This is a genomic window from Nocardia sp. NPDC003979, assembly GCF_053605015.1.
Genome location: NZ_JBSGIJ010000002.1, coordinates 97,556 through 111,828 on the forward strand (window position 1 = coordinate 97,556; position 14,273 = coordinate 111,828).

A 14,273-nucleotide genomic window follows, 5' to 3' on the forward strand; every position below is an offset into this window, starting at 1 on the left:
CCCTGCCAGGTTCGGCGCCGGGTTTCATCGACGGGCCCAGCGGGCCAGCACGGTGCCGTCGTCGTCGAGCACCAACTGCTTACGTGTCATCGAGGTACCGAATTGCTTCGCCGACAGCGAGATTCGCCCGCCCGCGCCGCCGACCAGCAGCGGCGCCGTGGTGAGGCACAGTTCGTCGACCAGGTCGGCCTCGGCCAGCTGACCGAACAGGTGCGGTCCGCCCTCGCACAGCACCCGCGGCAATCCGCGCTCGGTGAGCACCCGCAGCAGCGCCGCGGGCGTGATCGCGAACTCCGCCGCCACCACCACCTCGGCGCCCGCGTCCTCGAGCGCGGCGACGCGGTCCTTGTCGGCCTGGGCGGTGGTGAGGATCAGCGGCGGAGTCCGCGCGTCGGTGAACAGGCGCGCCGCGGGATCGAGATTCGCGCTGCCCGACACCACGGCGATCGGTGGTGGGCTGCCGTCCTCGCTGCCGCCGACCCCGTGCCGGAAATGCGCCCGCCGGTGTTCGTCGTCGGTGCGGGCGCCGCCGTAGTTCTCGGTGCGCACGGTGCCCGCGCCGACCAGGATCACGTCGGCGAGCTCGCGCAGCAGCTTGAACACCAGCTTGTCGGCCGGGGTGGCCAGTCCCTTCGTCACGCCGTCGACGGCGAGCGCGCCGTCGATGCTGCTGACGAAGTTGGCCCGCACCCACGGCCGCTCCAGGTGCCTCGGGTACGCATAGCTCCTGGCCAGTGCGTCGGCGTCGAGATCTGCGAGCTGGGTCACATTAGGGATACGCTGCATAGGTACCGATGCAACCACGTCCGTACGATTCGCACATGCAAGAACGCCTCGTCGATCGCCACCCGGAGGTCCCGGCCGACCAGCTCGTCGCCCAGATGGTGCCCCCGCCCATGTTCGACGAGGTCAGCTTCGCCTCCTACATTCCCGACCCCAAGGAACCCAGCCAGGCGGCCGCGGTTCGCAAGGCCGAGGAATTCGCCGGTCAGGTCGCCAAGATCCACAAGGCCGCGTCGAAGAAGAGCCTCTTCGGCAAGAAGAAGGCCGTCACCGGCGCGGGCCTGTACCTCGACGGTGGTTTCGGTGTCGGCAAGACCCACCTGCTCGCCTCGATCTTCCACAGCGCGCCCGCGCCGAAGTCGTTCGGCACCTTCGGCGAGCTGACCAACCTGGTCGGCGCCCTCGGTTTCGTCAACGCGGTGGAACGGCTTTCCGCCAACAGCCTGCTGTGCATCGACGAGTTCGAACTCGACGACCCGGGCGACACCACGATGGTCTCGCGCCTGCTCACCGAGCTGTCCGCCGCGGGCGTCTCGATCGCGGCCACGTCCAACACCCTGCCGAGCCAGCTCGGCGAGGGCCGTTTCGCCGCACAGGACTTCCTGCGCGAGATCAAGAAGCTGGGCGCCATCTTCGAGCCGGTGCGCGTCGACGGTCCCGACTACCGCCACCGCGACCTGCCGCCCGCTCCCGAGCCCACCTCGCCCGAGGTGCTGGCCGAACGCGCCGCCGCCACACCGGGTTCCACCCTCGACGACTACGACGCCCTGCTCGCGCACCTGAGCACCCTGCACCCGTCGAAGTACGGCGCGCTCATCAACGGCGTCACCTCGGTGTTCGTCGCCGGGGTGCACCCGGTGACCGACCAGGCCGTCGCGCTGCGCATCGTCGTGCTCGCCGACCGCCTCTACGACGCGAGCATCCCGGTCACCGTGTCCGGCGCCAAGCTCGACGAGATCTTCTCCCAGGAGATGCTCGACGGCGGATATCGCAAGAAGTACCTGCGGGCCATCTCGCGTCTGCTCGCGCTGTCGCGGTTCGAGGCCGCTACCGCGTAGGGATCACAGCTTCCGTTCGAAGACGAAATCGTCGTGCACCTGATTGCCGACGGTCATCGTCTTGGTACCCACCCGCACGAACCCGTGCTTGTCGTAGAACCGTTGCGCGCGTTCGTTGTCCTGGTTGACCCCCAGCCACACCGCGTCGGCGCCCGACTCGCGCGCGGCGTCGACGGCGGCGTCCATGAGCGCACCGGACACCCCGGTGCCGTGGTGGCCGGGCAGCACGTACATCTTGCTGAGTTCGACCACCGACCCCGGGCTGACCTGTGCGTCGATGGCCGGATCGGTCGGCCTGCCCGCGATCAACATGGCGTAGCCGACGATCTCGTCACCGTCGACGGCCTTGAGGACCGTGCGTTCCGGGTCGGACAGGTACTCGCCGAAACGGTCGCCCGAGAGCATCTGGGTCAGGAAGATCTCGATGTCGGCCGGGTCGGCCTGCGGGGGACAGGCCAGCGGGAACGTCGCGGTCGCCACATCGCTGAGGGCTTCGGCGTCCCAGAGTCCGGCCCGGTCGACGACGACGGAGCTGTTGGTCATCGTTCCAGTACAGCACGGGCGTGGCGGTGGTAGACAGCACTGTGGGCATCGCGGCGGTGGCACCGTGACGGCGGTCCCGAGTACTCTCCTGCCCATGACTAGCGGTAGCCGCATCGGGATCGTCGGTGCGGGAGTTGCGGGATTGGCTTGCGCGAAGGTGTTGAGTCAGGCCGGGTTCCCGGTCGAAGTCTTCGATCGAGCCCCTGACGTGGGCGGTGTGTGGAGCGTCACCCGCCGCTACCCGGGCCTGCGTTCACAGAACAGCAAGCACACCAACCACTTCAGCGACCACCCGATGCCGGAGGACTACCCGCGCTGGCCGGACGGTCAGCAGATGCAGGCCTACCTCGCCGGGTACGCGCAGAAGTTCGGTCTCACCGGGAACCTGCGGCTCGGCACCGAGGTGGTCGCGGCCGACCCGGTCGACAGCGGCTGGTTGCTCGAGATCCGCGACGGGATGGGTGTGCACCGCAGCACCTGCGATCACCTGATCGTCGCCAACGGTGTGTACAGCGACCCGGTGCTGCCGGACCTGCCCGGTGCGGCCGCCTTCCGCGCCGCGGGCGGGCAGCTGTGTCATGTCTCGCAGTTCCACGACGCCGAACTGGCGCGCGACCGTTCGGTGGTCGTCGTCGGGTACGGCAAGTCGGCCTGCGATGTGGCCGAGGCGGTGAGTCATCTCGCCGACGAGACCAGCGTGGTCGCCCGCAGGCTCACCTGGAAGATGCCGCGCAAGTTCGGATTCGGCACCGACTACGAACGCTTGCTGCTCACCCGCGCGGGCGAGGCGCATTTCCCGTCCCGGTTCGGCCACCGCGCCGAACGCCTGCTCGACCGGCTCGCCCTGCGCGAGGCGAACCTCGATCTGCTGCAGGAACGGGTGACGCGCAAGCTGCGGCTGCGCGAGCTCGGCCTGGTCCCCGACGGGCCACTGGCCGAGATGGCGACCAGCAGCGCCGCGCTGGTCACCGAGGGGTTCTTCGATCAGGTCGAGGCGGGCCGCATCGCCGTGCACCGCGACGCCGAGATCGTCGAACTCATCGGCGGGCAGCACGGGCCGGCGGTCCGGTTGTCCGACGGGACGCTGAAACTGGCCGAGATCGTGGTGTGCGCCACCGGATATCGCCAGGAGGTACCGTTCCTCACCCCGTTCGTGCGGCGCTCGCTCACCGACGAGGCGGGCGACTTCCGCCTCTACCGCCACATCCTGCCCGTCGAGGTGCCCAACCTCAGTTTCGCCGGCTACAACAGCTCCAATGTGAGCGCCCTGAGCGCCGAGGTCGGCGCGCACTGGATCGCGGGGCTGCTCACCGGCGCGTTCGTGCCGCCGGTCGCCGAACTGATGAACAATGACATCGACGAACGCCTGGCCTGGTCGCGGGCCCGTAGCAACGGTGCGCACGCGCACGGTGCGTCGGTGATCCCGTTCTCGCTGGGCAATATCGACGAGATGCTCGACGACCTCGGCACCCCGCTGCCGCTGTCGGCCCGGCTCGGGCAGTGGGTGCGCCCGGTGCGGCCCGCGACCTACCGCGGCGTGCTGCGCAACCGCAACGCCGCCCCGGCGCCGACACCGGTCGCGGTCGAGGGATAACCGACACGCGGTGCGGCCGCTTGGTGGCGAACCGGGCGTTGGTGATAATCCTCGCGTGGAAGCGCTGGATCTGAACCTGCTGCCCGCCCTGGACGCGCTGCTCGACACCAACAGCGTCACCGAGGCGGCCCGGCGACTGCACACCTCCACCTCGGCGATGAGCCGAACCCTCACCCGGTTGCGTGAGGTGTTCGGTGACCCGCTGCTCGTGCGTTCCGGCAGGCATCTGGTGCCCACCCCGCGCGCCCTGGAACTGCGCCAGGACGTGGCGGCGCTGGTCGAGGCGAGCCGGGTGCTGCTCACCTCGCACGAGGGCGGCGGTGTTCGCAGGCAGCGGGATTTCGTGGTCCGCGTGGGTGATGCCGTGGCGGCGCGGCTCGCGGGACCGCTGCTCGGCGCGGTCGGGACGCAACTGCCCGGCGTGACGGTTCGGCTGCTGGCCGCGGACCCCGCCGACAGCGCCGTTGCCCTGCGCGACGGACAGGTCGACATCGAAGTGGGCGTGCTCGGCCGTACCGACCCCGAAACCGTTGTGCAGCGGCTGTTCAGCGACCGCTGGGTCGGTGTCGCGGCCGCCGGCCATCCCTTCGCCGCCGACCGCCCCACCGTCGCCGCCTACGCCTCCGCGCGCCACCTCGAGGTGTCACCCACCGGCCGCACCCACAGTCCCATCGACGACCGCCTCGCCCTGCACGGCCGCACCCGCCGCGTCGTCGCGACCGTCGCCGATCTGGCGACCGCGTTGTTCACCGTGGCGACGACCGAGCTGATCTGCCCCGCCCCCGCGGCGTTGTCCCGCCCGGCCTGTCAGGCGCTCGGCCTGGCCACCTTCGAGATTCCACTGCCGTTGCCCGCCCCCGTCGTCGCGATGGCCTGGCATCCGCGCAATACCGCCGACGCGGGCCATCGCGCCGTGCGCGAACTCGTCGCGACGGTACTGCGCGACGCGCCGGAGGTACCCGATGTGCGCTCGGTGGGAGTCGCCGTCTAGCCGAGGTCCTGGGTCGGCGGACCGAAGACATCTCGGCGGCCGGGTGGCAGGCCGGCGGAGCGCTTGAGCTCGTCGAGCATGGCCTGCAGTTTGTCCACATGGGCGGCGGATTCGAGGTCGAAGGCGCGGTAGGTGCCGGTCACCGTGATGCCTGCCGGGTCGGTGGCCGTGGGGATGGGGGCAGGGCCGAGGTTGTCGTCGGCGCTCGACGAGGTGTGGACGGTGGGCAGGTCGACCGCCGGGGCGGCGGGTCGGCCGTGCCGGGTCCCGGTCTCGTTGTCGGAGTTGGTGAATCGCGCGGTGCTGTGAGCCGCCTGGGCCGCGAGCGGACCTGTGTTCGCGTCCTGTCCGACGGTCCGGCCGGTCTCCTCGGCGCTGTGACCGTGCGGTCGGCTGGATTGCTCGCCTCGGTCGTATCGGCCGTTCGCCGCTTCGTCGGACGGGCCGGGTTGAGCGCCCTGGGTGATGCGGTCCGCCTGCTGGTGCGTCCGGCCGGGATCGCCCGCCGCCTGGGCGGAGTGGCCCGCCTGATGCGGGTAGTCCGCCGGCAGGGCTGTTCCGCCGGACCGGTCGACGGATTCCGTCGCCGGGCTGGTTCGGTAGTCGGTTCCGCCGACCGACGGCTCGGACCGAGGTGCCTGGTCGAGGTGCTCCGACGGCGCGGTGGCTCGGCCCGGCACGTGCCCGGCGTCGACCTGGGCCGAATCGGCGGGTGGCGGGGCGACCAAACGGGCGGGGGCGGCCGGTTTGTCGGTGGTGGTCGAGTTGCGAGGCGTGAAGTCGGCGAAGACGGACTCGCCGCGGGAGTCCGTGGTGAAGCCGTTGCGGGCGTGACCGTTTCGCGGCGGGGTGGGAAGGGTCGTCTCCACGTCGTCGTCGAAGGACCACTGGATCCCGTTGGCGCTGCCGTTCTTCGGCCCGGAACCCGACCGATCGGCGAACCCGTTGAAGGTCGTCCCGTTCGTCACGATCCGGGCTTCGGCCGCGTGAGGATCTTCGGCCGGAATGATTCCGGCACGTTCTTGCTCACCCGGACCCGAGTGCCCACCCGTGCCTGCCATCGGTGCGCGCGCCGAACTCGCCTGCTGGTCGTCGACGCGACCGGACGCATGTGCGGCGCGGCGCGCATCGCTGGAATCGCCGACCCGCTCGCCCGCCGTGCCGGTGTCGAATGAGCTGTGCCGCACGTCTTCCGATCCGCCGGCGTGTTCGACGGCGGCGCGTTGGTCGGTTGCCCGGTGGGGGACGGATCCGTTGCGCTGAGCCTGTGGATCGACGCCGTTGGGCGACCAGGTCACATTGCCGGAAGTGGTGTGGCGTTCGGTGCCACGGGTCTCGGTGGGAACCTTGCCGACCGGCCGGGCGCGTTCGACGCTCGCGGACCCGCCCGAAACGGTCGCGGCGTCCTCCTCGTGGCGGCCGAGTTCATCGGTCGAATCCGGGAGCGGAACAGCACGATTCGCGGCGAGGCCGACTCCTTGCGCCGCGATGTCGTCGGCCACCCCACTCGCCGGAGTCCCTCGCTCCGGCTGCGCGGGCAGCCGGCCGTTCACCCGCTGCGCATTCGGGACGGCTTCCCGCACAGTCGCTTCCGGTGCGTGCGCACCGTTCACTTTCGGCCGCTGTGCCGAGTCACCGCGCGCACCGCGGGCTGCCTGGGGTTCGGGATCGCCGAGCCCTGACGACTGGACCGCGAACGCGGCGGTACGAGGCTCGCCCTCTTCGTGCGACGCGGCCCGACCACGTTCGCCCGCAACCACACCGCTCTGCGGTTCGGTCGTCGCGCGGGGGACAGGGGGAGCGGTGATGGGCCAGGTGGGATCCCCGAGGTGGTCGGGGACCGAGCGGCTCGACTGACGGCGCTCCAGCGGCGGCCGCGTGGCTTCTTCGTGGGCGGCGGCCCGCTCGGCGGCCTCGCGGACTTCTCGTCTGCTGCGCCCACGGGCGGGTGGTGGGGCCGGATCGTCGCCGCCGTCGAGCGCGTCGAGCCGGGCACTGAGCCGGGAAATGTCCTGTGACGCATGGAAAGCCCACGCTTCGAGGCGGCGGATGCGGAGCTGGTCGGGCACGTCCTCGTCGTCACCGGGGAAGCCGGGGACCTCCTGGGCGACGCGCGCGGCGACGACATCGAGCTTCTCGCTGACCTCACGCAGCGCCGCGGCGATATTCGCCAGCATCGACCCGATGGTTTCGTCGTGCTCAGCGTGGTTCATGCACACCCTACTTCCGGTGGACGGCGAGCGTGCCCGCCTCGGCCGCCTGCGATCATATCCACCGGTGCCCGCCGACGCGTTGTAGTGATCCTCGGCCGGTGCGCCAGGCGACGCGCCGAACCTTTTCGTAATCGGGACGAAAAGGACCGGCAACCCGGACGGTCTGTGTATCGAAATGATCAAGATCTTCGCCGGTCCGTGCGACGTTGGCACAATGAAAGGGCTTGATATACAAGCAATGTCGTCGTTGTGATCTCGATCACCACACGGCGACGCACCCGAGTGCGGGTCAAGGGGGCTGGCGGCGTGTCGGCGGCTGCGGGAACCTGAGTGCAGGTCGTGGGCGCGGGGCGTACGGCAGGCCCCTGGTGAGGGAGTGATGGTGTGAGGACGAAGCGGCGAAGCGACACCCAGGTGGTGTGCGGACGGCGGGCGCTGCTCGACGAACTCGGGATCTCCGAGGGCGGTCGTCGCGCGGCGCCCGAACGCACCGGTTACGGCTGTGGTTGCCCCGATTGCGTTGCGAAGCAATGGAATACCCAGCGGCTCGAACATTGGATCTGTGGCAGGCTGACGGCGGCGGGCGCCGACGAAGCGCAGGTGGACGCCCGGGTGGGCGATATCCCCGTCGACATCTACTGGCGCCGTGGCGAGCGGCGCGGCGTGGTCGAGGTGCGCAGCGGCCCCCTCGACATCACCGCGGCCCGCGCGCACCGCGAACGCCTGCGCGAAGCGGGCATCGACGACGTGCTGTGGGTGGTCCCGCGTGGGTACTGGGTGCCGTTGGTGCCCGCGGTCGGTATCGCCGACTTCGCGCCCGCCGGTGCCGAATACCGCATCGATCAGGGCATGCTCACCGCCGGTGAGTCCGGTTTCGCCGCACCGGTGCGGGCGGGCTGGGCGTTGCGGGAGTTCCTCGAGGGCTGGGTGGCGGACGACATCGCCTGGGGTCATGTGGATGTGACGAACGGAGGGTGGGCCGAGATGGGCACCTGGGAAAAGCACACGGCGGCGCAGGCCGCGATGATCGAACGTCAGCGCAATCAGTTGCGCGATCAGCGAGTGGAACTGGCGGTGTCGCGACAGGCCGTGCGCGACAAGCAGCGATTGGTGACCAGGCTGCATCACCGCATCGAACGCGCGGCCGCGGCCGCCGACGCCCATGCCATCACCCTGGCCGGCTTGCGCAGCGAGCTGGTCGCCCAGCAGCGGACCGCGGCGGGCCTGCGCGCCACCATCACCCGGATGGATCGCACCCTCGATCAGTGGCAGTGGCTCACCTGCTGCGCGATGCTGCTGGTTGTCGCGGTGCTTGCCGGGGCGATGGTGATGCGCTGAGCCGCATCGGCAACCGGTCGAACTGCCAGTCGTTGCGCAGTACGAGGGCCGTCAGGTCGAGTAGATCCAGACCGGTCTCGGTGAGCACGGCGGCGAGGGCGACCCGGTCGTAGGGGCCGGTGGCCAGGTCGGCGGCGATGCGATGTTCGGCGGCCGCGTCGACGGCGCGGGTGCGCAGTTGTGCGGTGCCGATCGCGCTGCCGGTCCAGGTGAGCGCACCCCAGCCGCGTTCATGGGCGTGGGCGCGCACCAGATCGGCCTGAAGCCTGTTGTGGTGGAACAGGGTCCGGCCCAGCGGTACCACATCGATCAGCACCGTCCGGCCGTCGCTGAGCCGGGCGGCGACCGAGGGGTAGTGCACGTGGTTCTCACCCGCGAACGTGTAGGTGAGGGCGGCGGGTTCCTCCTGGAATGCCGCGACGGCCGGGCTGGCGTCGAGCGTGCGCAGCAGGCGGGCGACCAGCGCCGAGTCGTAGGCGACGTCGCGCCCGGCCTTGGCCAGGTAGAACCGGCCGCGCCCGTCGTCGTCGGCATCGGCCACCCGCGCCGAGACGGTGGGTAACGGGGCGGGGGAGCCGTCCGGCCAGTCGGTCCCCGCCAGCACGGCGTCCAGGTCGTCGATGTCGTCGTCCGGGGCGTGCAGTTTGGCGAGGATGCTCGCGGTCTTCTTCTGCCAGCCAAGGATTCGCTGCATGACATAACCGGCGACGCGCCGGGCGTCGGTCTGGTCGTGTCCGGCCAGGCGCAACTTCAGATACGACCATTCCATGGCGACCAGGTCGGTGTCGGTCGCGTAGGTCTCGGTGAGCAGGGTGCGCACCAGGCGCAGATCGCCCGCCTCACGCGGGTATCGGTGTGCGAACACCTCGCCGGAGCGGTGTCCGGATCGGGTGGCCTCGCGCAGGATGCGCCCGATCGCCTTGGTGTAGAGCTGTCGGGCGCGGTCGCGGGCGAGGTCGTAGCGGGCGCCGACGCGGGTGAGGGTTTCCGGGCGCTGTCCGCCGATGCCCAGGCGCAGCCCGACCACCCGCGCCTCGCGTGCCGCGCGTTCGGCGTGGTCGACGAGCAGTTCGCCGACCAGCTCGTCGAGCTCCTCGAGCTCGAACGAGACGTCGGCGGCGATGTCGTGGCCCGGTTCTCTCATGATCGCGTCAGCGTAGCGGCGAACACCGACAATGTTGTGTCACAGCGACGTCAGGTACTCGCTGTAGAACAGGCACAGCCCCGTCGCCGAGGCGATGCCCGCCAGCACCCAGAACCGGATGATGACCGTGGTCTCCGGCCAGTTGTCGAGTTCGAAATGGTGGTGGAACGGCGCCATCCGGAACAGCCGGGTGTGGGTGGTGCGGAAGACGACGATCTGCAGCACCACCGACATGATCTCGGCGACGAACAGTCCACCGAGCACTACCGCGAGCAGTTCGGTGTGGCTGGTGATCGACAGCCCGGCCAGCAGACCGCCGAGGCCGAGGGATCCGGTGTCGCCCATGAAGATCTTGGCGGGCGCGGCGTTCCACCACAGGAATCCGACACATGCCGCGGCTCCGGCCGCGCTCACCATCGCCAGGTCCAGCGGGTCGCGGACGGTGTAGCAGGCGCGGCCGGGGGTGATCTCGCAGGAGTGGTCGTACTGCCACAGCGTGATCACCACGTAGGCGCCGAGGGTCAGGGTCATCGACCCGGCGGCCAGCCCGTCGAGCCCGTCGGTGATGTTCACCGCGTTCGACCAGGCGACCACCAGCAGCACCACGAACAGCACGAAGAACAACGACGCGAAGGTGATGGTCGGGATGTCACGCACATACGACAGGTTGCGGCCCGCCGGAGTGAGTCCGGTGGCGCCGGGGAATCGCAACACCAGCACCGCGAACACGACCGCCGCCGAGATCTGCCCCAGATATTTGCCCGCCGCGGTGAGCCCGAGGTTGCGGTGTTTGCGCAGTTTGATCGAGTCGTCGAGGAAGCCGACCACGCCGAGCGCCGAGGCGAGCAGCAGCACCAGAACGCCCGACGCGCTGGGACCCGGTGCGTCCCAGAGTGTTCCGATCAGGTGCGAGCCCAGGTAGCCGCCCCACACGCCCGCGCCGATGGCGAGACCACCCATGGTCGGTGTGCCGCGTTTGGTGTGGTGGCTGGCGGGCCCGTCGATCCGGATCTCCTGCCCGAAACCGCGCCGCGCGAACACCCGGATGAGCACGGGGGTGAGCGTGATGGTGATGAACAGGGCGATGCCCGCCGACAACAGGATCTGTCTCACATTGCCCCTCCGTCCCGCCTGTCCCGCCATCCGCTGCGGCCCCGGCGGCGCCGTGCCGATCCTAGGGGAGGCCACCGGGTTGCGGCGCAGGAGTGATCGGGGTTACAGGCTCTTCGGTCGCACGGTCATGGTCAGCACGTCCGGGACCGCATCGAAGGCGCGGCGTACTTCGGTGGCCAATCCTCCGGCGGTGCGGTCGTCGTGGGTGGTCCAGGCGCCGAGCGCGCAATGGAACGCGGCGACCAGGATGTCGACGGCGAGGCGTAGATGCAGGGCGCGGTCCTCGCCTACGTCCAGTTCGCGGTGCAGCAGGGTGACTGCCGCGCGGCTGGTCCGATCGCAGAATTGCAGGTTGTGTCCGGCCATCGACGGGGTGACGCCCACGAGGCGATGGCTCAGCGCGGCACGCCGTGGCCACTCGCCGACGGCGACGCGGTCGACGGCCGCCAGCAGCGCGTCCCGGAGCACGCGCAGGAGCTCGGTTTCCCGTGGCTCGCCGCGTTCCAGCTCTTCCAGGAAGGCGAGCCAGATGTCCTGCAGCGGCGCCATCGCCACGTCTTCCTTGCCTGCGAAGGTGCGGAAGAACGTGCGCTTGGAAACCTCGACGGACTCGCACAGCTCGTCCAGGGTGACGGCATCGAACCCACGCTCGGTGAACAGCCGGAGAGCGGAGTCGATCAACGCGTGCCGGGTTCGTAGCTTTTTCCGTTCGCGCAGCGGCAACTCGTCTATCGCTACGTCCATCGTCTCAGCCTACCGATGACCGACAGCGAACGCCACTTGACAGCAATTGCCACTCAATGGCACTTTTGCTGCGCGGCTGATCTGCCGCGTCGTCACAAGAGAAGGCCCTGGATATGCGAGCACTGCTGGTCGACCGTTCCGCCCCTGCCGGACTCCGCCTCGGATCGGTCCCGGACCCCGATCCGGCCCCGAATCAGGTGTTGGTGCGGGTTGCCGCGACTTCGTTGAACCATGGCGAGGTGACCCATCTCGTTCCCGGCGCCGACGCGGGCACGGTTCTGGGTTGGGACGCGTCGGGGGTGGTCGAGCGTGCGGCTGCCGACGGCTCCGGACCGGCTGTGGGCACGCCGGTGGTCACGCTGGGACCGGCCGGTGCCTGGGCCGAATTGCGTGCTGTGGATTCCGAATTCGTCGGAGTCGCACCGGTAGGTGCCGACCTCGCAGCTCTCAGTACAGTGCCGGTGGCGGGCGCGTCGGCATTGCGCGCATTGCACCGGCTCGGCCCATTGCTGGGGCGCCGGGTTCTCGTTACCGGCGCGTCCGGTGCGGTCGGCCGTTACGCGTTGCAGCTGGCACACCTGGGTGGTGCGGAGGTCGTCGCAGTGACCTCGAACCCGGATGCGCATCGCGACAGCATGCGGGAGCTCGGTGCCGGACAGGTGATTGCGGATCCGAGGGAACTCGATGGCCGCGTCGACGGTGTGCTCGACCTCGTCGGTGGATCGCAGATGGTTACCGCCTTCGAGTCGCTCGCGGAGGGCGGGACGCTCGTCTCGGTCGGGCATGCCTCGGGTGCGCCGGAGCGGTTCCCGTTCGGCACCTTCTTCGGCGATGCGGGCAGGCACGACCGCTCGATCGTGACGTTCTTCCTGCTCGGCTGCCGTGATCTCGGCCGTGATCTCACCTGGCTCGCCGACCGGGTCGCCGCGGGCGTTCTCGACCCGCAGGTCGTCTGGCGAGGCGACTGGTCCGCCGCGGATGAGGCGGTCACCGCGTTGCGCGACCGCCGACTGCACGGCAAGGCCGTCCTCGAGCTGGGCTGACCGGTCCGCGACGCAAACAAGTCAGGCCCCCTCGAAAGGGGGCCTGACTTGTGGTGCGCGATACTGGGATTGAACCAGTGACCTCTTCCGTGTCAGGGAAGCGCTCTCCCGCTGAGCTAATCGCGCGAGGTGGAGACGGGAATCGAACCCGTGTGCACGGCTTTGCAGGCCGTTGCCTCACCACTCGGCCACTCCACCGCGCAAAGGAGGATGGCATACTGCTAGTGCCTAACCTACCTCTCGAGCGGATGACGGGATTCGAACCCGCGACCCTCACCTTGGCAAGGTGATGCGCTACCACTGCGCTACATCCGCATTCACACTTCCAGAGGAGCTCGTCCCGGGGGCCTTGCTGCTCTCCGTGGTGCGATGAGAACATTAGCCGACGCGCGGCGAAGACTACAAATCGCCTGGTTAAACGGCATAAATGTGAATTACACGCATGTTGTCCGGTGGCGCGGCGATGACTGATGGCCGAACTTCGGGTACCGCGCCGGCCCGCACGTTCCGGACCCTCTTCATCTACCGGGCGCGCCGCCCCGAACTTCCCGTTCACAAGGCGATTTGGTGTCTCCCGGGTACCCCGTGCTAATGTTTCGTCTCGTTCGAGAGGCCGCACAAACAGCCCCTCGCAACGATCCCGGTCCTATAGCTCAGCGGGAGAGCGTCCGCCTCACACGCGGAAGGTCGCTGGTTCGAAACCAGCTAGGACCACAGAAGAAGCAGGTCAGCACCTTTTCGGTGCGGGCCTGCTTTTTTCGTATCCCGAGAGTGGCCGCTTACGATCGCCGCTCTGTCGCGATACGGACGAGGTCGGCGACAGCCTTCGACCTACTGTGCGGCGGCCAGCAGATGACCGTCGTCACGGGCGGGGCATCCGGCACCGGCACGACCGCGAACGCGTCGCTCAGCTGAGCCCGAAGCGACTCGGGTACAACCGCGCAAGCCCGCCCCAGCGCGATCAGCTGCAACAGCTGGCTGTAATTGCGAACCTCAGGGCCGGGGCCGTCCGGGAAACTTCCATCGCGCCGAAGCCAGCGCGGCAAGGGCAGATCCGACAGTGCACCGATCTCTGCCATCGACAGGTGGGATCGGCCGGCCGCGGAGTGCCCCGCAGGCAGCACAACGACCTGCGGCTCGGTATGCAGATCCTCGGCGTCGAACCCAGCCGTCGAGTCGTACGGCCGATGCAGCAGAGCGACATCGGCAGACCCGTTGCGCAGCAATGTTTCCGGTTCACCGGGCGCGCACAGCACCACCTCGACAGGCACAGCGCCGACCTCGGCGGCGTACACCTCCAACAGCCTCGACAACAGTTCGCTCGACGCACCCGCCTTGGCGGCCAGCACCACACCCGGGCGATCGGCAGCGGCCCGGCGAGTACGGCGCTCGGCGGCGTCGACCGCGTCGAGCGCGACCCTGGCCTCCCGCAGCAGCACCGACCCGGCCTCGGTCAACGCGACCGCGCGAGCGGAGCGCCGCAAAAGAACCGTTCCCAGCCGCCGTTCGAGCCGCTGAATCGCCCGCGACAGCGGCGGTTGCGCGATCGCGAGCCGCCGCGCCGCCCGCCCGAAGTGCAACTCCTCCGCGACGGCGACGAAGTAGCGCAACTCCCGGGTCTCCACCAGCGCATCGTAACCAGCCACCACCACCGTCGATACCGCTGCGGTATCGCTGCCGACCTAGTTGGTATTGGTCACGCCGCCCGG

At 69.5% G+C, this 14,273-nt stretch carries 12 protein-coding genes and 4 tRNA genes; 6 read left to right on the top strand and 10 right to left on the bottom strand.

The window, feature by feature from the left end:
- Nucleotides 1-24 precede the first annotated feature (24 nt).
- A complete protein-coding gene (locus ACWEVR_RS04050; protein WP_452465755.1) occupies nt 25-786 on the bottom strand; it encodes a pyrimidine reductase family protein in 762 nt (253 codons plus the stop codon).
- Between the two features lie 35 nt (nt 787-821).
- Here ACWEVR_RS04050 and zapE point away from each other — a divergent pair, with 35 nt between their 5' ends.
- Nucleotides 822-1,841 carry a cell division protein ZapE gene (zapE, locus tag ACWEVR_RS04055; protein WP_452465756.1) on the top strand — a complete coding sequence of 340 codons (1,020 nt, stop codon included), beginning with the start codon at nt 822-824 and terminating at the stop codon, nt 1,839-1,841.
- 3 nt (nt 1,842-1,844) lie between these two features.
- Here zapE and ACWEVR_RS04060 read toward each other — a convergent pair whose 3' ends face one another.
- Complete coding sequence (locus tag ACWEVR_RS04060) at nt 1,845-2,384, bottom strand: N-acetyltransferase family protein (RefSeq protein WP_452465757.1); 540 nt, start codon at nt 2,382-2,384, stop codon at nt 1,845-1,847.
- Between the two features lie 94 nt (nt 2,385-2,478).
- Here ACWEVR_RS04060 and ACWEVR_RS04065 point away from each other — a divergent pair, with 94 nt between their 5' ends.
- Entirely contained in the window at nt 2,479-3,978 is a 1,500-nt protein-coding gene (locus ACWEVR_RS04065; RefSeq protein ID WP_452465758.1) for a flavin-containing monooxygenase, read from the top strand.
- Nucleotides 3,979-4,033: 55 nt separating this feature from the next.
- On the top strand, nt 4,034-4,969 hold the full coding sequence (locus ACWEVR_RS04070) for a LysR family transcriptional regulator (RefSeq protein ID WP_452465759.1): 936 nt from the start codon (nt 4,034-4,036) through the stop codon (nt 4,967-4,969).
- Here the strand turns inward: ACWEVR_RS04070 and ACWEVR_RS04075 are convergent.
- The gene (locus ACWEVR_RS04075) at nt 4,966-7,182 is read right to left on the bottom strand and encodes a hypothetical protein (RefSeq protein ID WP_452465760.1); all 2,217 of its coding nucleotides are present in this window, start codon (nt 7,180-7,182) and stop codon (nt 4,966-4,968) included. The two genes, ACWEVR_RS04070 and ACWEVR_RS04075, sit on opposite strands and share 4 nt — an antisense overlap.
- A 384-nt stretch (nt 7,183-7,566) precedes the next feature.
- On the opposite strand from ACWEVR_RS04075, the gene ACWEVR_RS04080 reads away from it, so the two are divergent.
- Nucleotides 7,567-8,520, top strand: a complete 954-nt coding sequence (locus tag ACWEVR_RS04080; protein ID WP_452465761.1) for a hypothetical protein — start codon at nt 7,567-7,569, stop codon at nt 8,518-8,520.
- Here the strand turns inward: ACWEVR_RS04080 and ACWEVR_RS04085 are convergent.
- The 3 genes from ACWEVR_RS04085 to ACWEVR_RS04095 form a co-directional block, all read right to left on the bottom strand.
- Nucleotides 8,459-9,664 carry a hypothetical protein gene (locus ACWEVR_RS04085; protein ID WP_452465762.1) on the bottom strand — a complete coding sequence of 402 codons (1,206 nt, stop codon included), beginning with the start codon at nt 9,662-9,664 and terminating at the stop codon, nt 8,459-8,461. The two genes, ACWEVR_RS04080 and ACWEVR_RS04085, sit on opposite strands and share 62 nt — an antisense overlap.
- A gap of 39 nt (nt 9,665-9,703) precedes the next feature.
- Entirely contained in the window at nt 9,704-10,777 is a 1,074-nt protein-coding gene (gene mraY / locus ACWEVR_RS04090; RefSeq protein WP_067493047.1) for a phospho-N-acetylmuramoyl-pentapeptide-transferase, read from the bottom strand.
- 102 nt (nt 10,778-10,879) lie between these two features.
- A complete protein-coding gene (locus tag ACWEVR_RS04095) occupies nt 10,880-11,521 on the bottom strand; it encodes a TetR/AcrR family transcriptional regulator (protein ID WP_452465763.1) in 642 nt (213 codons plus the stop codon).
- Nucleotides 11,522-11,634: 113 nt separating this feature from the next.
- On the opposite strand from ACWEVR_RS04095, the gene ACWEVR_RS04100 reads away from it, so the two are divergent.
- Nucleotides 11,635-12,564, top strand: coding sequence for a zinc-binding dehydrogenase (locus ACWEVR_RS04100; RefSeq protein ID WP_452465764.1), 930 nt, complete (start codon nt 11,635-11,637; stop codon nt 12,562-12,564).
- Nucleotides 12,565-12,615: 51 nt separating this feature from the next.
- Here the strand turns inward: ACWEVR_RS04100 and ACWEVR_RS04105 are convergent.
- The 3 genes from ACWEVR_RS04105 to ACWEVR_RS04115 all read right to left on the bottom strand — a co-directional run bounded on the left by ACWEVR_RS04105 (nt 12,616) and on the right by ACWEVR_RS04115 (nt 12,879).
- A tRNA-Val gene (locus tag ACWEVR_RS04105) sits at nt 12,616-12,690 on the bottom strand.
- A gap of 1 nt (nt 12,691) precedes the next feature.
- Nucleotides 12,692-12,762 (bottom strand) — tRNA-Cys (locus ACWEVR_RS04110).
- A 45-nt stretch (nt 12,763-12,807) separates the two neighbouring features.
- A tRNA-Gly gene (locus ACWEVR_RS04115) sits at nt 12,808-12,879 on the bottom strand.
- Nucleotides 12,880-13,206: 327 nt separating this feature from the next.
- Between ACWEVR_RS04115 and ACWEVR_RS04120 the strand changes: the two genes are divergently transcribed.
- A tRNA-Val gene (locus ACWEVR_RS04120) sits at nt 13,207-13,278 on the top strand.
- 65 nt (nt 13,279-13,343) lie between these two features.
- On the opposite strand, the gene ACWEVR_RS04125 is transcribed toward ACWEVR_RS04120, so the two are convergent.
- On the bottom strand, nt 13,344-14,189 hold the full coding sequence (locus tag ACWEVR_RS04125; RefSeq protein WP_452465765.1) for a LysR family transcriptional regulator: 846 nt from the start codon (nt 14,187-14,189) through the stop codon (nt 13,344-13,346).
- Between the last annotated feature and the right edge of the window lie 84 nt (nt 14,190-14,273).